Here is a 22,210-nt window from a genome sequence, read left to right as displayed (position 1 = left end):
CCCTTTGGGATGATGTTACGCAGCTTCTTCGGCACTGCTGCCGAGGCTGTGGAGCGACTTCGCCAGCTTTGCGATTTCGCGGCGCAAAGGGTTCTTGGCGGCCGCATTTGCCAGAGGCAGACCATGATCCCCACTTTGCATGACCGGTTTGCCACCATCAGGCAGCAGCAGGTCGATGGAGATTCCAAGACTTTCCCCCATGCGTTTCACGCGGCTCTTCCCGTTCAGATCGGTAAATTTCGGCGCTCGGTTCAACGCAAAACGCAGCTTGTTGAATGGCAGTTCCTCAGCCTGCAATGCGCGTTTCAGGCGCAGGGCATTCTGGGCGGACCGCATGTCCAGCTCGATCAGGGCGAAATACACATGGGCGGCCTGCAAAACTGTTTCCGACCACAGGACCAGCGTTTTTGGCATGTCGACAATGACATAGTCGAAATGCGCGCGCGCCATGTCGATCACGCGCTGAATGTCTTCCGGAGTGATCAAGTCCAGTGGCACCATGTCGGAGGGTGCGGTCAAAACTTGAAGCTTTTCTTCATATGTTTGAAGGGCTTGCGAGAATACTTCGCTGTCCATCGCATCGGTATCCGACAGCATTTCAAACACGGTCTCTCTTCGCGGCAGATCCAGATAGGTGGAAACAGTCCCGTATTGCAGGTCCAGATCGATCAGACACACGGTCGGCGCGTCTTTGTCAGAGGCACATGCCAGTTCCCAAGCCAGGTTAACGGCCAGTGTCGTTGCACCGACACCACCTGCCAGGCCCTGAACGACAAACAGTGCGCCTTCCTTGGACGCGCCGCCGGCCAAAGGAACGGCGGCTGCTTGCGCAACGGCAACCGGGTCGGGCTGCTTCATACGCTCAATGGCTTCCTGCAATTCGCCTTCGGGAAGAGGATAGGGCACGAACTCGTCAGCACCCTTGCGCAGCAGTTGGTGCAGGGATGCCGGAGTAACATCCTCGGCGATCAGAACAACTTTTACTTTCTTTTCATTGGCTTGAGTGATTATCTCACCCAGCAGAGAAAGGTTGTCTTCGTCTTCTCCGTCGATCGCCAGTGCTACGAATTCCAGCGTTTCAGCTTCGGGTTGGCTGAAAAAGGCCAACGCTTCTGCAAATCCCAGATCTCCCCAGCGTTCGCCCAAGATGGCTTCCATGTCTTCGATCAGAAGGTCGAAATTCTGAACATCCCGACTGATGGTGCAGGCCAAGATTGCAGTATTGTCGTCTTGCGGCGTCGCGCTGGTCATAAACACTATCCTCGTCGTGAGGGCTCAGCATGTCATATGAACGAAATCCGCCAGATTGATGTGCTGTCGCCCCAATACGGTCAAATTTGGCCGCAGGTCACCCTATTGTTCACAATGTTGCTTTGAAGTTGGGCGAGAATTGGGCGCAAAAGAACCAATTGTAGGGAAATGGGCGACGATGTCGCCCATTTCAAACGTATTATCCACCGCTGCCAGCGTCTTGGGCGTTCACTTCCTGAATCTGGCTTACAGCGGTCGCACTTTCCACATATTCGCGGTAAATGATCTGAGCGTACTTGCCGTCCAGAAGCTGCGGGTTGCGATCAACGAATCCCGAAACTTCAGTGACCGTTCTGCGATTCCTGCGATCCCGGTTTTGCGTTGCGATCAACGGTTGCGTTTTGCCAAACGATACCACCGCCTCAAGCCGTGAGCGCGAGATACCCTGCTGCCCCAAAAACGCGACGACTGCTTGAGCGCGGCGAAGGCCAAGGCTTTTGTTGTAGCTGGCCGACCCCACAGCATCCGTATGTCCGTAAACGCGGAACCGGGCCTCGGGGAACTGCTTGATCCAGTCAGCCTGTTGCAAAAGAATGCGCTGAGCCGAAGCATCGAGTTGCGAGCTGTTGAACGCAAAGTTTACCTGGCTGGGTACATCCGCGGCAAACCGGCGGCTGAGAATCTGCGCGTAGGTTAATTCGCCGCTTTGTACCTGGACGTTGTTGAGCGTCGCGTTTCCGAAAGTGCCTGTATCGATCTCGTACCCGGCCTCGCGGGTGCATGCGGCGACAGCGACCGAAAGACCCAGTGTGATGATCCACTTATGCATTGGTCCTATCCTCCTGATCAATCTAGGACGTAGCCGTAGGAGCTGCCGAAGTTCTGCTTGGCAACCTCTGACGCTCCGCCGGCGCCCGTGCGCTGTGTGCGCGCCACCTGGCCGTTCAAGAACAAGTCAAATTCGCTGGGCGGTTTGACCCGATCGGTTGGAAGCGCAAGAGTTTCGCCCCGAGTCGGTGAAACCAGATGCGCGGTGATGATAACGACGAGTTCACTTTGCTCGCGCTGGTAGTTGGCGCTGCGGAACAACGCGCCCAGAACCGGCACATCCCCCAACCATGGAATCTGGTTGCTCAGATCCGCGAAATCGTCCTGGATCAGGCCTGCAATGGCAAAGCTTTCACCATCGCGAAGTTCAATCGTTGTTTTGGCCCTGCGGGTGATGAAGCTAGGAACCGAATCCCCGTTGATGGTAAAATCCGAGCTATTGTCGATACTTGAAACAGCCGTGCCCATCTCAAGGTTGATCAGATCGCCATCCACGACGCGCGGGATGAAGTCCATTTCAACGCCGAAGGCCTTGTATTCGATAGCCACAACGCCGTCATCCTGCGGTACCGGGATGGGAACTTCGCCACCGGCTAGGAACGATGCCTCCTGGCCGGACAGCGCGGACAGATTCGGCTCGGCCAGGCTGCGGGCCAGCCCCTTGGTTTCCAGAGCTTCCAGCAACAGGCGAACCTGCGTCGAACCCGCGCCAAACCCAAACAGGATGGCACCGGTATTGGCCTGAACTGCCGGAATGTTGTTCGCCAAAGCGTTGTTCAGTGCGAACTGGTTGTTGAGCGTGTTAAAGCCTCCGGTAACGTCGCTTCCACCGAAGCCAAGCGACGCTGTCAGGCTTTTGGCGACCGAGCGGTTCATCTCTGCAAAGCGGACCTTCAGCATGACCTGCTGCACACCACCGACCGACATCAGGTTCGAGACACGCTCGGGGGCATACCGTTCAGCCAGTTCCAGCGCGCGCGCCAGTTTGGCCGAGCTGGAGATCGTACCGGACAAAACAATGCCATCATTGGCTGTGCGAACCTCGATGGGTTCGTTGGGCAGGATTTGACGCAGACGTTCCTTGAATTCTGTAACATCCGGTGCGACCCGGACGCGGACATTGGCCAAAAGATTGCCCGCGCCGTCAAACAGTGTCAGCGTGGTCAGGCCAGGCGCCTTGCCCAGAACATAGATCGTGCGCTCCGACAAAGAAGAGATGTCTGCAATGCCTGCGTTGGCAATGCTGAGCTCTGCGAAAGGTTGTTCGCTTTCTACGACGATTGCGCGGTTCATCGGGACGTCCAGTGTTTCCACAGTCCCTTTTTTCACCACGCGCAAAGTTTCAGCCCAGGCGGTGTCGCCAATGGGGCCCATAACAAGCGACAACCCCAGCAGGGTTGCGCTGATCCAGGTACGTATTGTCATGTGACCTGCCTCTCCGATCACGCCTCGTTTTTTTGGGTCTTATGCCCTATGGGAGGAGAGACTGCGCGAAATCCGAATTTATTGCAATAATCAATGGTTTCCGTAAGTTTCCTTATGTGGGGAATTGGCAACATCCGCAAAAAAATGAGCCGCACCAAGGGCGCGGCTCTGAACTTGTAACGTTCTGAATTGGCGTCAATTTGTGCAGGGGATAGGCACATTTACAATTTCGCCACCGCGGCGAATACGTGTCGTGCATACCCTTTCGGCTTTTGCTTCTGGTTCCGGCGCGGCTTCTTGAATTCCCAACAGCTTGCGCTGATCCACTTCAATCGTAGAGGCAACGGACTCATCCTGCACCCCAACCAGAGCCAGGGAAAGTCGCCCGGTGTTCTGAGCCTGTGCCAAAGCCGCGACCTGTTCAGGTGTGGCTGCGACCGTGACTGTACGTGCAATGGTTGTGTTGGTGACGTCTGAACCAGCGGTCTGATCGACGGCAATGAGCTGCACGTTGGTTTCGATCAGGCGGGTAATTCCGCCGCTGTTCCCTTCGATGGTTCCACTGGAACCGGTCCAATAGATGTCGACACTGTCGCCGGGCCGCAGGAATCCGGAAACGCCAGAAGCTACGTCAACGCTGATCGCAAAGGCACGCATACCTTTTTCCAGACGTGACGTCAGGCCGGCCTTTTCGCCTGGACGAGTGATCTTGACCTCCATGATCGCTTCGTCTTTTTCCATTGCCCTCAAAACGAAACGTTCATTTGCGCCGCTTTCGGGGAACAGGGCTGTGAGCTCTGTGAATGTACCTTCCGGAATCGCGTTTTCCGGCCAGTCAACTGCGCGGATATCTTCCTCCGTCAACCGCTCGCCGTATTTAAGGGCGCGGTTCGATACCAATACAGTGACTGTCGGAACAACATCGACTTTGGCATTGGCCAGAGCCTCTTCCGCAGCAAGCCGTTGGCGTGCCAGTTCACTTTGGTAAGCCGCGATATAGTTTCGCGCCATGTATACGGCGCCCCCGGCCAGTGCAACGCCGACAATCAGGACAAGTCCGAAAACTGCTCGCATGCGTGTACCTCATTCTTTTGTTTGGTCGAATACTTAGCGGCCAAGGAACCACATTGAAACAGCCTATTTGCTAACCGCAAATTGTGTCGAAATGTGGGACAAAAATGACTGATTGTCAGATTTCTGCGCCTTCTTCCGCACAATTCCGCATGGTTATTGTTACCTTTCCCATGATTGCCAGCGGACCGAGCGTAACAAAACAACGCTGCACCCAACGGGCGCAGCGCTTTGCTTCGAAAGGGTTAAGCAAGACGTTTTTGGAAACCAGCCAGAGCGCGCACCAGCTGCAACTTAGCCGCCGCCGCCGGCAGTTCCCGCCGTGATAATACCAGACGGTGCAGTATTCGAGCCGGTGCTGACGACGGCGCTGTTCATGGCCCCGTTGATATTGCCGCCCATGCTGTCGACGCTTGAGCTTATTACAAGGTAGGTCGCGCCCGACAATCCTATGACCACTGCGGTCAACACCACCCAGTCAACTGTCACCGCTCCTGCTTCGTCAGATTTGAACTGATTAAGGAACCTTAACATGTGCTTATCTCCAAATACGTCGCGTCAGTGCTAACAACAGGTTGGCCTGAAACTGGTTCGCATGGATGGCGAAAGTTGGGCTAAATATTGATTTCGTAGGGAAATTCTGAGCTCCTACCAGGTTTCGCGCGTTAGTCGAATTGATTGGAGCAGAAGAAACGCGGCAATTACAGCAAAACGCCATGATCGTCGCGATTGCCTTCACAACTTGCGCGCGGGCAGGCTCCAGCGAACTTGGGATGGAGCAGTTTCAGATCACAAAAAAGGCCGCGCCCGATGAGCGCGGCCTTGGAAATTCTCTAGATCAGCAACTTAGTTGCTTTTGCCTTCGCCGGTGATGCCACCTGTCGCGGTGTTGCTGCCGGTGCTCAGCGATGCGGCGTTCAGCGCTTCGTTTACGCCGGTTGCCAGGCCAGTGGCGCCAGCCGAGATCTGCTGATAAGCAACGGCGGCCAGGCCGATGACTGCTGCGGTCAGAACAACCCAGTCAACTGTTACTGCGCCGTCTTCGTCTTTGCGGAAGTTCTTGATGAACTTGATCATGTTACGTCCCTCCTAAAGGATCAAAAAGAGTTTAACAAACCTAGGCGTCTTTCAGAGCTTTCTCTCTCAGTCCGCTCATGTCCGTCTCGGTATGGGACTATGTTTGACCGTTGGGCGTGGCAGGAATTGGGCCAAACACAGATTTTTTTTCGCACGGCTTAACTTTTTGGTTATATTTTTTATAACGTCCGGAAAATAAAAGATAAAAAAATCACAACGGTTGAAGCAAAGGCCCTACAGCGATGCAAAATTGCGCCAAATGAGGCGAAACTGCCCCATTTCGCTTTGTTTTTCTGGCCTTGCGGGAAGATTCGGGGTTCAAATCGCCTAAAAAGAAAACATGAGGCAGGCAAATGAACCTCCGGAACGCACTTCAATGCGCCGGTGTGCTGGCGTTTCTGATATCGGGCACCGCATCTGTAAATGCGACCGAGACAGAGCCGCGCGGCGTATACAAGCGCGTCAAAGCCCCAAAACCCGGTGAACGTCCGCGTGTGACCGTGCAGATCACTCCGGAAGAACACGCAGCTAACCCTTCAGCGCCCAGCACGGGCACTGAACTGGTAGTCCCGGAAATCATCGCGCGTACCAAAGTCGCCCCGCTGCCAGCGCCGGGTGCGGAAGTCAAACGAGATCCCAAAGGATCGTACAAGGCTTTCTGGAGCCGGATTTCACCGCACATTGATGAACGCGGGGCCGGGCGGCTTGACGCGGCGATCAACGCCCTGGCCGCAACCAACGTGAGATCACCGCGACTGCAATCGCTGCAAGATATCGCAAAGGAACGCGGGATCGATATCCTCCGTTCCACTGTGGGAACTAATGTTTCACCTGCGCTGGTGCTTGCGGTCATCTCGGTGGAATCGGCCGGACGTGCAGACGCGGTCAGTTCCGCAGGCGCACAGGGGCTTATGCAATTGATGCCCGCGACAGCGGCCAGATTCGGGGTAAAGGACAGCCTTAAGCCCTCTGAGAACATTGCGGGCGGTGTGAAATACCTCAACTGGCTGATGGAAGAGTTCGGGAATGATCCAATACTTGTATTGGCTGGATACAACGCGGGAGAGGGGGCCGTGCGCAAACACAGCGGCGTGCCACCCTATGCTGAAACTCGGGACTACGTGCCAAAAGTCCTCGCCGCGTTTCAGATCGCGCGGGCTTTGTGCGCAACGCCGCCAGACCTGATTTCTGATGGCTGTGTTTTTCAGACGTCCTACTAATAAGGCCCGCCGTGATCCGGCGGGCCTTTCATTTGATCAGGAAACGATTGTCGCTTCCGTTGCGGCGCGCAGCTCATCTTCGCTGACACCTTCCGCCAGTTCGACGATTTTCAGACCGCCTTCAACCACATCCAGCACACCCAGATTGGTGATAATGCGATCCACGACGCCCTTTCCGGTCAGTGGCAGGGTGCATTCCTTCAGGACCTTGCTGTCGCCATGCTTGTTGGTGTGATCCATCACGACAATCACTCGGCCCACGCCTGCAACCAGGTCCATCGCGCCGCCCATGCCCTTCACCAGCTTGCCGGGGATCATCCAGTTTGCCAGATCGCCCTTCTCATCTACTTCCATGGCACCCAGAATCGCCGCAGCGATCTTGCCACCGCGGATCATGGCGAAGGATGTGGCACTGTCGAAATAGGCCGTGCGGGACAGTTCGGTGATCGTCTGCTTGCCTGCATTGATAAGGTCCGGGTCTTCTTCGCCCTCAAAGGGGAAGGGGCCCATGCCCAGCATGCCGTTTTCCGATTGCAGAGTGATGTCCTTGTCACCCACATAGTTTGCCACCAGCGTCGGGATCCCGATGCCCAGGTTCACATACATGCCGTCTTCCAGTTCCTCTGCCGCGCGTGCGGCCATCTGATTGCGGTCCCAGGGCATTATGCTTCCTCCTTCTTGCGGGTGGTGCGCTGTTCGATGCGCTTTTCGTGTTCGCCCTGAATGATGCGATGCACATAGATACCGGGCAGGTGGATGCAGTCGGGGTCCAGCGAACCGCGCGGAACGATCTCTTCCACTTCGGCAACGCAGATCTTGCCACAAGTCGCAGCAGGAACGTTGAAATTACGGGCGGTCTTGCGGAAAACCAGATTGCCGGTGTCGTCAGCCTTCCAGGCTTTGACGATGGCCAGATCGGCAAAAATGCCTTCTTCCAGAATGTAGGTCTCGCCGTTGAAGTCCTTGTGCTCTTTCCCTTCGGCGATCACGGTGCCGACGCCGGTCTTGGTGTAGAAGCCCGGGATGCCCGCGCCACCGGCGCGCATCCGTTCGGCCAATGTTCCTTGGGGGTTGAATTCCAGTTCCAGCTCACCACTCAGATACTGGCGCATGAACTCGGCGTTTTCACCGACATACGAACTGATCATCTTTTTGACCTGCTTGGTCTGCAACAGGATGCCGATTCCGAAATCGTCCACACCGGCATTGTTCGACGCAAAGCTCAGGTCTTTGACGCCCGAGTCCCTGATGGCCTCAAGCAACAGTTCCGGAATTCCGCAGAGGCCAAACCCGCCTGCGGCAATCAGCATGCCATCCGACAGCACCCCATCGAGCGCCTCGGTGGCATTGGCATAGACTTTCTTCATGGAAAACTCCCCCAATGACATGGTGATGGGCTGGTTGTGCCGCCGTGTCACGGGGAAGTCAATGAAACCAAGGGGGAGGTGGTATTTCTACCAGTGAAATGAGCTGTTGCAATGAACCGGACGGTTCAGCATAAGCGCCGTACCTTTATAGGAGATTGAAAACATGGAACGAATTTGGGTCGGAACGGTCGCAGGTGTTGCGCTTTTGGTTATGTCAGCCTGTGAGCCTGAGCAGGCGACCGTACTTCCGCTCGACGATAACAAGATCAAAGTTATAGGAACCGGTTATTCTGAGAAGTCTTCACTTGAATCCGCAATTTCAACCGCCAACGCACGGTGCGCACAGCAGGGCAAAGAGGCCTTCGTTCTGGCCAGCGATACCGGCTATCAGGGGGTGGACAAGAATGCAGCCCTGATCATCGATGTCCTGACGGCTGCTGCCCAGAACTCAGGCAGCGCACCCGGCTACTATCCTAGCTCAAGCAGCTCGGAAGACTGGCAGACGACGCTCGAAGTGCGGTGCGGCCCTCAGCCCAGGTAATTCGCTGACAGCCCCCTGTAATGCCGAAACGGCGATTGCGGGGGGCTTGTTCAACCCCCATAACCTGACAGCCTAGGTTGTTGCTTTCTTGGTGGTTGCTTTCTTTTTGGACGTGGCCTTTTTCTTGGTGCCTTTTTTGGCAGCGCGCTCGTTGACAAGCTCGATGGCCATTTCCTGCGTTACGTCCTCGGGTTTGATGTCCTTGGGGATCGTCGCGTTGACCTTTTCCCATTTCACATATGGCCCATAGCGCCCGTCCAAAACCTGCATCGCGCCGCCATCGGGATGCTCGCCCAGTTCTTTCAGAGGTTTTGCCGCGGCCCGCCGCCCACGACCAGGGTTTGCCCGTTTTTCGGCCAGCAATTCAACGGCGCGGTTCATGCCGATCTCGAACACGTCATTGGGGTCTTTCAGATTGGCATAGACCGGCTTCGGCTCCTCCGGCAGCTGATGCATCAGGTAAGGCCCGAACCGCCCGAAATTCGCGCTGATCATGCCGCCTTCGGGGTGTTCGCCGATCTGACGAGGCAGGGACAGTAGCGTCAGCGCCTTTTCCAGATCCATGTCATCCTTGCTCCACCCGCGCGGAAGGGATGCGCGCGGGGGCTTTTTGTTCTCGGGCGTGGGTTCGCCCCGTTGAACGTAAGGACCGAAGCGGCCGGATTTCAACCAGATCTCATCCCCAGCATCTTCGCCCAGCAGCCTTTCGTCACCTTCCGCGCCTTCACCGGCAATCGGGCGCGTATAGGTACATTCCGGATAGTTCCCGCACCCAACGAACCCACCCGTACGAGAGGTCTTCAGGTGCAACTGACCGGTGCCGCATTTCGGGCAGATACGCGGATCGGACCCATCCTCGCGCGGCGGGTAGAGCTGCGGAGCCAGAGCTTCGTCGAGCTTGTCCAACACTTCCGAAATCCGCAGTTCTGATGTCTCGCCAATCGCGGCTGAAAAATCACGCCAAAACTTGCCCAGCAGGTCCTTGTAGTCTCGCTCCCCGGCGCTGACGTCATCCAGTTCTTTTTCCAGATTGGCAGTGAATTCATACCCTACATACTGCCGGAAGAAATTCAGCAAGAAAATCGTGACGATCCGGCCTTTTTCCTCGGGGATCAGCCTATTCTTGTCCTTGCGGACATATTCCCGGTCCTGGATCGTCGTTACGATCGAGGCATAGGTTGATGGGCGCCCGATCCCCAGCTCTTCCATCCTTTTGACCAGTGTCGCTTCGGTATAGCGCGGGGGCGGTTGGGTGTGGTGTTGAAGGGCCAGAACGGATTCGTTCTCGGACAGGATTGCTTCTTTCGCGATCTTATCGCCGCTTTCGCTGGTCGCCTTGGCAAACTGATCCTTCAGAGAGGTTTTGGCAAAACGGGCCGGATCGCCCTGCGTGATCTGTGGCAGACGCTTTTCATCCTCGTCCGCGACGTCATCCCGGCCTTCTTCGTATACCCGCATGAACCCATCGAACATTACCACCTGGCCGGTGGCGCGAAGGCCGACCTGACCGTCGTCACTGCCGACCTCGACGGTGGTGCGCTCCAGACGCGCGGCAGCCATCTGACAGGCGATGGTGCGTTTCCAGATCAGATCGTAAAGCTTGCGCTGATCTTCATCCGTGACCTTCAGCGCCTTGGCGTCGCGCGACATATCCGTCGGGCGGATACACTCGTGCGCTTCCTGAGCGTTCTTGGCCTTGTTCTTATACATGCGCGGGCTATCCGGCACATATTCAGCGCCGTAGCGATCCGCGATTGTTTCGCGCGTGGCTGCCACGGCCTCAGGCGCCATGTCGATGCCGTCGGTCCGCATATAGGTAATGTACCCGGCCTCATAAAGCCGCTGCGCCACCTGCATTGCGTGGCGCGCGCCCATGCCGAACTTGCGGCTGGCTTCCTGTTGCAGAGTCGATGTCATGAACGGCGCGCTGGGGTTGCGGGCGGCGGGTTTGGCCTCGACCGAAGTCACGCTCAGCGCGCGGCTGGTGATGGCCTGAACCGCAAGCTCGGCCTGCGTCGCATTGGCCAGATCGTGCTTGTCCAGCTTCTTGCCGGCCAGCGTGACCAGACGCGCCTCATAGGTCTGCCCGCGCGGTGTCTCGAACAGCGCCCGAACCGACCAGTATTCCACCGGCTTGAATGCCTCTATTTCCATCTCGCGTTCGACGATCAGGCGCAGACAGACGGATTGCACGCGACCTGCCGATTTCGCACCTGGCAGTTTGCGCCACAAAACCGGAGAAAGGTTAAACCCAACCAGATAATCCAGCGCGCGGCGGGCCAGATAGGCCTCGACCAACGGCATATCGACCTGACGCGGGTTCTGCATCGCCTCGGTCACGGCGTCCTTGGTGATGGCGTTGAAGGTGACGCGGCTGACGGGCGTATCCTTCTTGATCGAGCGGCGTTTGGTCAACGCCTCCTGCAGGTGCCAGCTGATCGCCTCGCCCTCGCGGTCGGGGTCGGTGGCGAGGATCAGCGCATTGTCTTCTTTCAACGCGTCGGCAATGGCCTTGACATGCTTGCGGCTGTCGTTGCCGACCTCCCATTTCATCGAGAAGTCATGTTCAGGATCGACCGATCCATCCTTTGGCGGCAGGTCCCGCACATGGCCGTAAGAGGCCAGAACCGTGTAGTCGGGGCCCAGGTATTTATTGATTGTTTTTGCTTTGGCCGGAGATTCTACAACAACTACGGGCATTTAAGGGGAAACCTCGCTCGACGAATTTGGCGCCTTCTATGGTGGTGCAAAATGTGTGGGGCAAGCAGGAATTGTCAATGCGTTCCTTTCGCCGGTGGAAAAGCGCCGTGATTTCAGTGCGCTACCACCGATCTTAACAAACCAGGCACGCTGGAACGAGTGTACGATCAACTTGCCAGCGACAGCAGACCTCCGGGCTGACGCTGGATTCGCCCGTCAAGTTCAAGGTCGATCAGCGCCGGTCCAAGCTCACCGGCCGAAGCCGCGATATCCCGCAGCAATTGATCCTCGGCGATGGGCGAGGGGCCAAGCCGCGCGATGATTTGCTCGTGCAGGTCTCTTGCGGGACGCGCGATTGGTCCCGAGGGCGGTTCGATTGGCCGGGAAAACAGGTCGTCCTGCCTCGGCAAGGCTTCAATAACGTCTTCAGCGGATCGGACAAGTGTGGCGCCATCACGAATCAACAGATTGCAGCCGGCGGCCCGCGCATCGAATGGATGGCCGGGAACGGCCAGAACCTCGCGCCCCTGATCCAGTGCGTCCCGTGCCGTGATCAGACTGCCGGACTTGGCGGCAGCCTCGACGACGACAACCGCCTGCGCAAGCCCCGAAATGATCCGATTTCGGCGTGGAAAGTGCCGGGCCTGGGGTGTCACGCCCATCGGTTGTTCCGAAATCCGCAAGCCGCGGGACGCGATGTCATGGGCCAGTTCCGTGTTTTCGGCCGGATAGATCACATCAACGCCACCGGCCATGACTGCCACCGTGCCGGTTTCCAGCGCGGCCATATGCGCGGCTGTATCGATGCCACGCGCCAAGCCCGAGACGATAACGTGCCCTTTGCTGCCCAGTTCGGTGGCCAGGCCACGTGCCATCCGCGCGCCGAGCGAGGAACAGTTTCGCGCGCCGACCATCGCAATTGCTGGTTTTTGCAGCAGCGAAACGTCTCCGATCGCCCAAAGCAGCGGCGGGGCTTCGTTCAGTTCAGCCAGGGCCGCGGGGAATTCAGCGGACCCAAGGCACAAAAGCCGCGCTTTAGCGGCTTTTGCGGCCCTGAGTTCCGCCTCGATCACGCCGGGGGGGCAGGTTTCATACCCTTTTATACCGGCGGCGCGTGCCATTTCAGGCAGCGCGGCCAGCGCGTTCTGCGCTGAGCCATGTTCGCGAAGCAGCCGACGAAATGTCACCGGACCGACCTTGCGAGAACGCAACAGACGAAGCCACGAGAACCGGTCCTCTTCCGTGGTGGGTGGGAGTGGGGGGTGATAGGAAGAAAGCTGCTCTTCGGTCATCCGTTGCTCCGCCTTGTTGCAGAACTGGTTTACGGGACAGGCAGTTAACAGCTTGTGAATCGTTGAAAATTAGAAGTGATTATTTGCAATTCTGTCGGGGGAAAGCACATAACACATTGATAATAAGTAAAATAAATAATGCTCAGTCAGAAAGGGCGCTTTGGTCACCTAAGGCGATCTTCGGAAAAAAGAGACGCTGGGTTAACCCTGCGCCTCTTGGACTGCGCCGCGTCCGACTCAGGCGGCCGAACCGCCGACAGTCAGCCCGTCCATAAGGACGGTCGGCTGGCCAACACCTACCGGCACCCATTGTCCGTCCTTGCCACAAGTACCCATGCCGGGGTCCAGCGCCATATCGTTGCCCAGCCCTCGGATACGTTTCAAGGCCGATGGCCCGTCACCAATCAACGTGGCGCCCTTGACCGGCGCGCCGATTTTGCCGTTTTCGACACGATACGCCTCGGTGCACGAGAAAACGAACTTGCCATTGGTGATGTCCACCTGACCGCCGCCGAATCCAACCGCCCAGATACCGTCCTTGATATCGGCTACCAGAGCCCGCGGGTCGGCTTCGCCACCCAGCATGATCGTGTTGGTCATGCGCGGCATGGGTTTGTGCGCATAGCTCTGCCGCCGCCCGTTGCCCGTAGGAGCAACCCCCATCAGCCGCGCATTCTGGCGGTCCTGCATGTAGCCGGTCAGCACGCCATCTTCGATCAGCACCGTGCGCGCGCTGGGCGTGCCCTCATCATCCACGGTGATCGAACCGCGACGATCAGCAATCGTGCCGTCATCCACCACGGTCACACCTTTTGAAGCAATCTGCTGCCCCATCAACCCGGCAAAGGCCGAGCTGCCCTTGCGGTTGAAGTCGCCTTCCAGGCCGTGGCCGATGGCCTCGTGCAGCAGGATGCCGGGCCAGCCGGGGCCAAGCGCAACTTCCATGACACCGGCCGGCGCAGGAACTGCGTCCAGGTTGACCAGTGCGATACGCAGGGCTTCGCGGGCCTTGGCCTGCCAGTCGGCGGGGTCGATCAACCCGCTCAGGCCAACCCGGCCACCACCACCGGCGGATCCGCTTTCGCGGCGTCCGTTCTGTTCGACAATGACCGATACGTTCACGCGGGTCATGGGGCGCACATCGCGAACCATCACACCGTCAGGGCGCAGAATCTCGATTTCTTGCACGGCTGCCGCGATCGTGGCGCTGACCTGAACCACACGCGGGTCCAGATCGCGGGCGAAGGCGTCGATCTCACGCAATGTCTCGATCTTGACCGGGAACGCGGCAGAATCAATCGGGTCTTCGTCCGTGTAGAGGCGCGTATTGGTGGAGCGCGGAGCATCCGCCAAGACCCCGCCGCCATCCCCGACAGCCAGTCTTGCCGTTTCCGCCGCCCGTTTCAGGGCAGGAATCGAAACGTCTGTGGAATGCGCATATCCAGCCACTTCACCTTGTACGGCACGCAGCCCGAACCCTTCCGACGCATCGTAAGACGCGGTGCGCAGACGGCCGTCATCGAACACGAGAGACTCGGATTTTCGCCGCTCGACAAACAGCTCTCCGTCCTCGGCCCCGTCCGTGGCCGAGTGCAAAATGGCAAGCGCTTCATCGTGCGGTAAAGCGCTTTCAAACGGGCGAAACGGGGCGTCGGACATGGGTTGGGACCTTTCGGGTTTGATCCAGATCAAAAATAGCGTCTGTTTGACGCAAGCATTTTGCTTTATCTACCCGACGGAATATGGTTTTTAACGCGGCCAAAGACAACGGGAGAGGTGCGACCGATTCACACCTTTTCGCCAGGGACGCAAAGATCAAACGATCAGGACAGAACATGAAGAATGCTTTGATGCTTTCAGGGTTTATGACAGCCCTCTCCAGCCTTCCAGCCATGGCTCAGGAGCTTGAGATTATTGGCAAACCGGTTGACGGCGGTATGGGCTTTCAGCCGGCAGCCACCAGCCTTGCCACAGGAATTCAGCGTCTGGACGGCATGATTCTGGTGATCATCACCGTCATCTGCCTGCTGGTTGCTGGCCTGCTGGTTTATTGCATCGTGCGTTACAACGAACGCGTTAACCCGAAACCGGCACGTTTTTCGCACTATACCCCGGTTGAGATTGCATGGACCCTTGGCCCAATCCTGATTCTGGTCTTCATCGGTGCGTTTTCGCTGCCAGTTCTGTTCAAACAGCAGGAGATCCCGGAAGGCGACATCACCATCAAAGTCGTGGGCAACCAGTGGTACTGGACCTATGAATATGTTGATCACGATTTTGCCTTCGACAGCTACCTGCTGGGCCATCCGGCCACTCTGGACGAGGGCGCGCGCCCGGCTGACGCCGACGTGACCCCGTTTGTGCTTGACGATGCCATGCGCGCGAAGCTGGCAGATGCGGGTTACAGCGATGACGAATGGCTGCTGGCCACGGACACTGCCGTTGTTGTTCCGGTTGGCAAGGTTGTCGTGATGCAGGTTACCGCATCTGACGTGATTCACTCCTGGACCATCCCATCCTTCGGCGTGAAGCAGGATGGCGTGCCCGGGCGTCTGGCGGAACTGTGGTTCGAGGCCGAGAAGGAAGGCATCTACTTCGGTCAGTGTTCGGAACTCTGCGGCAAAGACCACGCCTATATGCCAATCACCGTGAAAGTCGTCAGCCAGGAAGCGTATGACCAGTGGCTGCAAGGCGCGATCGAAGAATATGCCGGTTTGCCGCAAAGCTATCAGGTTGCATCGAACTGAGCACACTGAGGGCGGGTTGAAGCCCGCCTGACACGAAATGCAGGCTGTGCGGGCTGACCGCGCAGCTTTCGCCCCAGAAGGACCCGAGATGACCGACGCAAGCATCAATGCCAGCACAGCGACCGCCCACGCGGACGAGGCTAGCTTTGGCGATTACTTCGCCTTGCTGAAGCCACGCGTGATGTCTCTGGTCGTGTTTACGGCGCTGGTCGGTCTGCTGGCGGCCCCGGTTCCGGTCCACCCCTTCGTCGGGTTCTGCGCCATTCTGTTCATCGCCATCGGTGGCGGCGCATCCGGTGCGCTGAACATGTGGTGGGATGCGGATATCGACAAGGTGATGAAACGCACCAAAGGTCGCCCGATCCCCGCCGGCAAAGTCGAAGAGGGCGAGGCGCTGGCGCTGGGGCTGGCATTGTCCGGCCTGTCCGTGATTATGCTGGGTCTGGCAACCAACTGGTTCGCGGGTGCGTTTCTGGGCTTCACAATTTTTTTCTATGTCGTTGTCTACACGATGTGGCTGAAGCGCTCGACGCCGCAGAACATCGTGATCGGTGGTGCGGCGGGCGCTTTCCCTCCGGTGATCGGCTGGGTGGCCGCAACAGGGTCCATGGCGGTTGAGCCGTGGCTGATGTTCGCCCTGACCTTCATGTGGACACCGCCGCATTTCTGGGCTCTGGCCCTGTTCATGCGCTCGGACTATGACGATGCGGGCGTGCCCATGCTGACTGTGACTCACGGCCGCCGTGCAACGCGTGTGCACATTCTCGTCTATACGGCCCTGCTGGCGATACTGGCGGTGGGAACCGCATTCTCTGGCATCGGTGGTCCCATCTATCTGACCGTGGCTTTGGTGTTGAACGCGTTGTTCCTGCGCGGCGCCTGGCAAATTTCGCGTCGGACCGAGGATGACTCGGAGGCCGATAACTTCAAGGTCGAACGCAGCTTTTTCAAGCTTTCGCTGCTCTACCTCTTCCTGCATTTCGGCGCTATTCTGGCCGAAGCCTTGCTGAAACCCTATGGTTTGGGAGGATGGTCATGAGCCTGCGCAAAAGCCATGAACTGCATCAGCGACGGTTCAGCCGCAATCTGGGCGTTGGACTGACACTGGTTGCCTTTATCGTGATCATTTTTGGCCTGACGATCGTCAAGGTCTCGGGCACTGATTTCAATATGGCCACACAGGAGGTCCAGAACTGATGGCTTTGTCTGGTCCACAGAAAACGGTCGCTCAAACCGTAGGTGTGGTTGTCCTGATGGGCAGCCTGGCCTGGGCGGCGGTACCATTCTACGACTGGTTCTGCCGCGTAACCGGATTTGGCGGTACAACCGGTGTGGCCGAAGCCGCCCCCGAAGACATTCTGGACCGCACGGTCACCGTACGTTTTGATGCGTCCAAGGCCAAAAACATGGCTTGGGAATTCAAACCGGTCGTTCGCGAGATGGAAGTGCGCATCGGCGAGACCGGGCTGGCTTTCTATGAGGCCTACAACCCAACGGATCGTCCAATAGCGGGTCAGGCCTCATACAATGTGGCACCCTATTCGGCAGGCGGGTATTTTCAAAAAATTGCCTGTTTCTGCTTTGAAGAGCAGGTGCTGCAACCCGGCGAGCGGGTAGAGATGCCGGTGACCTTCTTCGTCGATCCTGAAATGGTCGAAGATCTTGAAGCAAAGTATGTTCATACGATCACGCTGTCGTATACATTCTACGAAATTGACCTGCCAGAGGGCTATGCCGCCCTTGAAGCGCAGGCAGAAACAAACACGAACTAACGCCTGTAGGTGAGGGACGCTGATGGCACACGCTAAAAACCATGATTATCACATTCTGGCCCCGTCGATCTGGCCTCTGATCGGAGCTGTCGGCGGCTTTGTGATGTTGTTCGGAGCCGTCCTTTGGATGCACGGATTGACCCCGTGGATGTTCTGGGCCGGTCTGGTCGCAGTTCTTTACACCATGTTCGCATGGTGGTCCGAAGTTGTTGTCGAAAGCCGCCAGGGGGATCACACCCCTGTCGTTCGCATCGGTCTGCGTTACGGTTTCATCCTGTTCGTCATGTCCGAGGTGATGTTCTTCTTTGCCTGGTTCTGGTCGTTCTTCAAACATCGCATGTACCCGATGTACGACTATGCCGGCACCGAATACATCCAGCCGGACATCCACGCGGTTGACCCGTTCCACCTGCCGCTGATCAACACTCTGGTTCTGCTGCTGTCAGGCTGTGCTATTACCTGGGCGCACCACGCGCTGGTGCATGACAATGACCGGAAAGCGCTGATCAACGGCCTGGCCATCGGTATCGTTCTGGGCGTTGCCTTTACCGGTTTGCAGGCGTTCGAGTATTACGAGCTGCTGGCCCATGAAGGCTGGAAATTTGGCGATGATCAGTTCTATTCGAACTTCTTCATGGCGACCGGTTTCCATGGATTCCACGTAATCATCGGCACCATCTTCCTGTCGGTCTGCCTGATCCGGGCCCTCAAAGGCGACTTCACACCGGAAAAGCATGTCGGGTTCGAAGCGGCGGCCTGGTACTGGCACTTCGTTGACGTTGTCTGGCTGTTCCTGTTTTTCGCGGTCTACATCTGGGGCCAGGCCCCGCTGATGTAAGCCCGATCAGCTGATCAAATTGCAAAAGCCGCCCTTGAGGGGCGGCTTTTTCTCTGTTCCGGGCGCAAGATTGCGCCCCATACAATTGCGTGGTTGCAATTTGGCCCACACGCCCCTTAACAAGACGCCGGTTCCTGAAACGAGGTTCGACCCTGCCATGCGCCGCATTCTGTTCCTGCTGATCTTCGGCCTGGCCGGTTTGGGCGTTCTGCTGTCGCTGGGGATCTGGCAGACGCAGCGTTTGGCCTGGAAACAGGAGCTGTTGGCAGAGATCGAAAGCCGCATTTCAGCCGACCCCATCGCCTTGCCCAGGCAGGTTTCAGAGGACACCGACAAATACCTTCCGGTTACGGTTTCGGGTGAGATGGAACCAGGCGAAATCCATGTGCTTGTTTCGGTCAAACAGGTCGGGGCAGGGTATCGCATCATCCAATCGTTCAGCACCGAGGACCGCACAATTCTGGTCGATCGGGGGTTTGTGCCGACAACGGCAAAACAGGCGCCGCGTCTGACCGGTCCGATGGAGATCACCGGCAACCTGCACTGGCCGGATGAGGTCGACAGCTATACGCCCGAGCCCGATATTGACGACAACATCTGGTTTGCCCGGGACGTGCCCAATCTGGCCGCAGCGTTGGGGGCCGAGCCGGTGTTGCTGATCGCGCGGTCTCAGACCGACCCGAACGTGACGCCTTTGCCGGTGGATACGGCGGGGATTCCAAACGATCACCTGCAATATGCAATCACCTGGTTTGGCTTGGCTCTGGTCTGGGCTGTGATGACCGGGTATTTCCTGTGGCGCAATCGCGCCCCTTCTGAGAGTGAAGAGCAATGAAATACATCTCGACCCGTGGCCAAGCGCCAGAACTGACCTTTGAAGAGGCGATGCTGACCGGATTGGCCCGCGATGGGGGGCTTTATCTGCCCGCCGAGATCCCTGTGATGAGCCATGACGAGATCGCGGCGCTTGCTGGTCTGCCCTATGAAGACATCGCATTCCGTGTGATGTGGCCCTATGTCAGCGGGTCCTTTGCCGAGGATGAGTTCAAGCAGATCATCGCGCGCGCCTATGAAGGATTTGGTCATGACGCCCGCGCGCCATTGAAGCAGCTGAACGAGAACCATTTTCTTCTTGAACTGTTCCATGGGCCCACGCTGGCGTTCAAGGACTTTGCCATGCAGTTGATCGGCCAGCTGTTCCAGGTGGCCCTGAAACGGCGCAATGACCGCGTGACCATCGTCGGCGCCACCAGCGGTGACACCGGCTCGGCCGCGATCGAGGCCTTCCGGGGGCTGGATGCCGTGGATGTATTCATCCTGTTCCCGCATGGCCGCGTGTCAGAGGTGCAGCGCCGCCAGATGACGACGCCTGCCGACAACAATGTTCATGCTCTGGCCGTGGATGGCGATTTCGATGATTGTCAGGCTGCGCTGAAAGATATGTTCAACGATTTCGACTTCCGCGACGGGGTCAAGCTGGCGGGTGTGAACTCGATCAACTTTGCCCGGGTGCTGGCGCAGATCGTCTATTACTTCTCGGCCGCCGTCAGCCTGGGCGCGCCGCACCGCAAGGTCAGCTTCACCGTGCCGACCGGCAATTTCGGCGACATCTTCGCAGGCTATCTGGCCAAGCGCATGGGCTTGCCCATCGATCGTCTGGTCGTTGCGACCAACCAGAACGACATCCTGCACCGCTGCCTGTCGGGTGAGGGGTATTTCAAGGGCGACACCATCCCCTCGATCAGCCCGTCGATGGACATTCAGGTCAGCTCGAATTTCGAGCGGGCGTTGTATTACGCCTATGGCGAGGACGGCGGTGCCGTGGCGCAGTTGATGGATGAGCTCAAGTCCGGCGGTTTCAACGTCAGCCAGGGCGCGATGGAAGCGCTGCGCGAGACTTTCGACTCGGGCCGGGTGTCCGAAGGCGAAACGCTGGCGACGATCAGGCATACGCTTGCCCACAGCGCGGAACTGGTCTGCCCCCACACTGCGGTCGGGATCAAGGTCGGCGAAGACCACCGTGCCACCGATACCCCGATGATCACCTTGGCCACTGCGCATCCCGCCAAGTTCCCCGCCGCAGTCGAGAAGGCGAGCGGCGTGCATCCGCCTCTTCCATCCCGCATGTCTGATCTGTATGAACGTCCGGAACAGGTGACCCGGATCGCCAACGATCTGGGCGCCATCGAGGATCATATCAAAGGGCACATCGCCGAGTGACTGTCAGACAAGACCAACTGAAGAACGGCTTTCGTATCGTCAGTGAACACATGCCGGGGCTGCAATCTGCGGCCATCGGCATCTGGGTGACCGCCGGTGGGCGGCATGAGCGGATCGAGCAGAACGGCATCGCGCATTTCCTTGAGCATATGGCGTTCAAGGGAACCGAGCGACGTTCGGCGCTGCAAATCGCCGAGGCGATCGAGGATGTGGGCGGGTATATCAACGCCTATACTTCGCGCGAGGTAACGGCCTATTACGCGCGCGTTCTGAAAGACGACGTGGCGCTGGCGATGGACGTGATCGGCGACATCGTTCTGAACCCGGTTTTCGATCCGCGCGAAATCGAGGTCGAGCGCGGCGTGATCCTTCAGGAGATCGGCCAGGCCTATGACACACCTGACGATGTGATCTTTGACTGGTTGCAGGAGCAGAGCTATCACGACCAGCCCTTGGGCCGCACCATTCTGGGACCCTCCGAACGGGTCAGTGCGTTTTCACGAGAAGACCTCTCTGGCTTCGTAGCAGAGCATTATGGCCCCGATCAGATGATCCTGTCCGCTGCCGGTGCCGTGGATCACGATCAGCTGATGAAAATGGCCGAAGAGATGTTCGGTCATCTGCAACCACGCACCGGGCTGATCGCCGAGCCTGCGCGTTTTACCGGTGGTGAAGCGCGGCAGGAAAAAGTGCTGGAGCAGGCCCATTTCGCACTTGCGCTGGAAAGCCCGGGCTATCGCGACGATGCGATCTATACGGCGCAGATCTATTCCACCGCTTTGGGGGGTGGCATGTCTTCGCGGTTGTTCCAGGAGGTGCGTGAGTCGCGCGGGCTGTGCTATACGATCTTTGCCCAGACCGGTGCCTATGCCGATACCGGTACGACGACGATCTACGCCGGTACCTCGGCAGATCAGGTGGCAGAGCTTGCCACCATCACCATCGACGAAATGAAGCGCGCAGCAGAGGACATGACCGCGGAAGAGGTTGCCCGTGCCCGTGCGCAGATGAAAGCCGGGATGTTGATGGGGCTGGAAAGCCCGTCAAACCGGGCCGAACGCTTGGCGCGGCTGGTACAGATCTGGGGGCGGGTCCCGTCTCTGGAGGATACGGTGGCCCGGATTGATGCGGTCAGCACCGAAGATGTGCGCGTATTTGCCGAGCAGATGGCCGTCAACGCACCTGCCGCTTTGGCGCTGTACGGGCCGGTTTCGGGGGCGCCGACATTGGCCGAACTACAGGAGAGGCGGGCGGCGTGATGCTGTTGGGCAGACGCAAGCTGAAACTCGAGACTGCGCGGCTCAGCCTGCGCCCGCCAGTACATTCCGACTTCAACGATTGGGCCGCGTTGCGGCGGGCCTCGAAAGATTATCTGACACCTTGGGAACCGATCTGGGCCAAGGACCACCTGAGCCGCAAATCCTTTACCAACCGTGTGTATTGGGCACAACGTTCGGTAGCGGCCGGGACGGCAATCCCGCTTTTTCTGTTTCGCCGCGAGGATGACGTGTTGGTTGGGGCCATCACGCTGGACAACATTCGGCGCGGTCCCGCGCAGGCGGGCACATTGGGGTACTGGACCGGTCAGGCTTTTGCCCGACAAGGGTATATGCGTGAAGCCATCGGCGCGATGGTTCACCATGCCTTTACCCGTTTGGACCTGAGCCGGATCGAAGCCGCCTGCCTGCCGGAAAACCGGGCGTCGCGCGGGTTGCTGGAAAGCTCGGCCTTCAAATACGAAGGCGTGGCGCAGTCGTATTTGCAAATCAACGGGCGGTGGCGGACGCATGTTCTGTATGCCAGCCTGCGGTCCGACCGGCGCGGAAGAACCGACGCGGGATAGGGGGCGCTGCCCCCGTCG

Annotated in this window: 22 protein-coding genes; 11 read left to right on the top strand and 11 right to left on the bottom strand. The window is 58.1% G+C overall.

The window, feature by feature from the left end; genetic code table 11:
• Window positions 1-15: 15 nt before the first annotated feature.
• From GOW04_RS11035 to GOW04_RS11010, 6 genes are all read right to left on the bottom strand, one after another.
• Window positions 16-1,251, bottom strand: a complete 1,236-nt coding sequence (locus GOW04_RS11035) for an AAA family ATPase (RefSeq protein ID WP_152457246.1) — start codon at window positions 1,249-1,251, stop codon at window positions 16-18.
• A 199-nt stretch (window positions 1,252-1,450) separates the two neighbouring features.
• Window positions 1,451-2,080, bottom strand: a complete 630-nt coding sequence (locus GOW04_RS11030; RefSeq protein ID WP_152457247.1) for an OmpA family protein — start codon at window positions 2,078-2,080, stop codon at window positions 1,451-1,453.
• A 17-nt stretch (window positions 2,081-2,097) separates the two neighbouring features.
• Window positions 2,098-3,504 (bottom strand): type II and III secretion system protein family protein, encoded by a 1,407-nt coding sequence (locus GOW04_RS11025; protein WP_152457248.1) that lies wholly within the window; start codon window positions 3,502-3,504, stop codon window positions 2,098-2,100.
• Between the two features lie 195 nt (window positions 3,505-3,699).
• Complete coding sequence (gene cpaB / locus GOW04_RS11020; protein WP_152457249.1) at window positions 3,700-4,578, bottom strand: Flp pilus assembly protein CpaB; 879 nt, start codon at window positions 4,576-4,578, stop codon at window positions 3,700-3,702.
• A 291-nt stretch (window positions 4,579-4,869) separates the two neighbouring features.
• Entirely contained in the window at window positions 4,870-5,109 is a 240-nt protein-coding gene (locus tag GOW04_RS11015) for a hypothetical protein (RefSeq protein ID WP_152457250.1), read from the bottom strand.
• Between the two features lie 312 nt (window positions 5,110-5,421).
• Complete coding sequence (locus tag GOW04_RS11010; protein WP_117869713.1) at window positions 5,422-5,652, bottom strand: Flp family type IVb pilin; 231 nt, start codon at window positions 5,650-5,652, stop codon at window positions 5,422-5,424.
• Between the two features lie 353 nt (window positions 5,653-6,005).
• Between GOW04_RS11010 and GOW04_RS11005 the strand changes: the two genes are divergently transcribed.
• A complete protein-coding gene (locus tag GOW04_RS11005; protein WP_171232583.1) occupies window positions 6,006-6,872 on the top strand; it encodes a lytic transglycosylase domain-containing protein in 867 nt (288 codons plus the stop codon).
• A gap of 36 nt (window positions 6,873-6,908) precedes the next feature.
• On the opposite strand, the gene GOW04_RS11000 is transcribed toward GOW04_RS11005, so the two are convergent.
• Together GOW04_RS11000 and GOW04_RS10995 are read right to left on the bottom strand one after the other, a co-directional pair.
• Window positions 6,909-7,535 carry a CoA transferase subunit B gene (locus GOW04_RS11000; RefSeq protein ID WP_152457252.1) on the bottom strand — a complete coding sequence of 209 codons (627 nt, stop codon included), beginning with the start codon at window positions 7,533-7,535 and terminating at the stop codon, window positions 6,909-6,911.
• Window positions 7,535-8,239, bottom strand: coding sequence for a CoA transferase subunit A (locus GOW04_RS10995; protein WP_152457253.1), 705 nt, complete (start codon window positions 8,237-8,239; stop codon window positions 7,535-7,537). Before GOW04_RS10995 ends, GOW04_RS11000 begins: the two co-directional genes overlap by 1 nt.
• Before the next feature lie 163 nt (window positions 8,240-8,402).
• On the opposite strand from GOW04_RS10995, the gene GOW04_RS10990 reads away from it, so the two are divergent.
• Window positions 8,403-8,780 carry a hypothetical protein gene (locus tag GOW04_RS10990; RefSeq protein ID WP_171229596.1) on the top strand — a complete coding sequence of 126 codons (378 nt, stop codon included), beginning with the start codon at window positions 8,403-8,405 and terminating at the stop codon, window positions 8,778-8,780.
• Window positions 8,781-8,852: 72 nt separating this feature from the next.
• Here the strand turns inward: GOW04_RS10990 and topA are convergent, their stop codons facing one another.
• The 3 genes from topA to tldD all read right to left on the bottom strand — a co-directional run bounded on the left by topA (window position 8,853) and on the right by tldD (window position 14,431).
• Window positions 8,853-11,480, bottom strand: coding sequence for a type I DNA topoisomerase (gene topA / locus GOW04_RS10985; protein ID WP_171232582.1), 2,628 nt, complete (start codon window positions 11,478-11,480; stop codon window positions 8,853-8,855).
• Between the two features lie 167 nt (window positions 11,481-11,647).
• On the bottom strand, window positions 11,648-12,772 hold the full coding sequence (dprA, locus tag GOW04_RS10980; RefSeq protein ID WP_171232581.1) for a DNA-processing protein DprA: 1,125 nt from the start codon (window positions 12,770-12,772) through the stop codon (window positions 11,648-11,650).
• A 237-nt stretch (window positions 12,773-13,009) separates the two neighbouring features.
• On the bottom strand, window positions 13,010-14,431 hold the full coding sequence (gene tldD / locus GOW04_RS10975) for a metalloprotease TldD (RefSeq protein WP_171232580.1): 1,422 nt from the start codon (window positions 14,429-14,431) through the stop codon (window positions 13,010-13,012).
• A gap of 176 nt (window positions 14,432-14,607) precedes the next feature.
• Here tldD and coxB point away from each other — a divergent pair, with 176 nt between their 5' ends.
• From coxB to GOW04_RS10930, 9 genes are all read left to right on the top strand, one after another.
• A complete protein-coding gene (gene coxB, locus GOW04_RS10970) occupies window positions 14,608-15,519 on the top strand; it encodes a cytochrome c oxidase subunit II (protein WP_171229600.1) in 912 nt (303 codons plus the stop codon).
• A gap of 88 nt (window positions 15,520-15,607) precedes the next feature.
• Complete coding sequence (gene cyoE / locus GOW04_RS10965) at window positions 15,608-16,558, top strand: heme o synthase (RefSeq protein ID WP_171232579.1); 951 nt, start codon at window positions 15,608-15,610, stop codon at window positions 16,556-16,558.
• Window positions 16,555-16,716 (top strand): hypothetical protein, encoded by a 162-nt coding sequence (locus GOW04_RS10960; protein WP_171170832.1) that lies wholly within the window; start codon window positions 16,555-16,557, stop codon window positions 16,714-16,716. The genes cyoE and GOW04_RS10960 overlap by 4 nt, the downstream gene beginning before the upstream one ends.
• Window positions 16,716-17,291, top strand: coding sequence for a cytochrome c oxidase assembly protein (locus GOW04_RS10955; RefSeq protein ID WP_152457260.1), 576 nt, complete (start codon window positions 16,716-16,718; stop codon window positions 17,289-17,291). The genes GOW04_RS10960 and GOW04_RS10955 overlap by 1 nt, the downstream gene beginning before the upstream one ends.
• Before the next feature lie 22 nt (window positions 17,292-17,313).
• The gene (locus tag GOW04_RS10950; RefSeq protein WP_171232578.1) at window positions 17,314-18,129 is read left to right on the top strand and encodes a cytochrome c oxidase subunit 3; all 816 of its coding nucleotides are present in this window, start codon (window positions 17,314-17,316) and stop codon (window positions 18,127-18,129) included.
• 157 nt (window positions 18,130-18,286) lie between these two features.
• On the top strand, window positions 18,287-18,964 hold the full coding sequence (locus tag GOW04_RS10945; protein ID WP_171232577.1) for an SURF1 family protein: 678 nt from the start codon (window positions 18,287-18,289) through the stop codon (window positions 18,962-18,964).
• Entirely contained in the window at window positions 18,961-20,349 is a 1,389-nt protein-coding gene (gene thrC, locus GOW04_RS10940; RefSeq protein ID WP_171232576.1) for a threonine synthase, read from the top strand. The genes GOW04_RS10945 and thrC overlap by 4 nt, the downstream gene beginning before the upstream one ends.
• Window positions 20,346-21,608, top strand: coding sequence for a pitrilysin family protein (locus tag GOW04_RS10935; RefSeq protein WP_171232575.1), 1,263 nt, complete (start codon window positions 20,346-20,348; stop codon window positions 21,606-21,608). The genes thrC and GOW04_RS10935 overlap by 4 nt, the downstream gene beginning before the upstream one ends.
• A complete protein-coding gene (locus GOW04_RS10930) occupies window positions 21,608-22,192 on the top strand; it encodes a GNAT family N-acetyltransferase (protein WP_171117536.1) in 585 nt (194 codons plus the stop codon). Before GOW04_RS10935 ends, GOW04_RS10930 begins: the two co-directional genes overlap by 1 nt.
• Window positions 22,193-22,210: the final 18 nt, after the last annotated feature.

Origin of the sequence: Ruegeria sp. HKCCA4812 (assembly GCF_013034245.1) — a bacterium.
Lineage (GTDB): Bacteria > Pseudomonadota > Alphaproteobacteria > Rhodobacterales > Rhodobacteraceae > Ruegeria.
The sequence above is the reverse complement of the archived record's forward strand: the minus strand, read 5'-3'. Positions and strand labels throughout refer to the sequence as shown.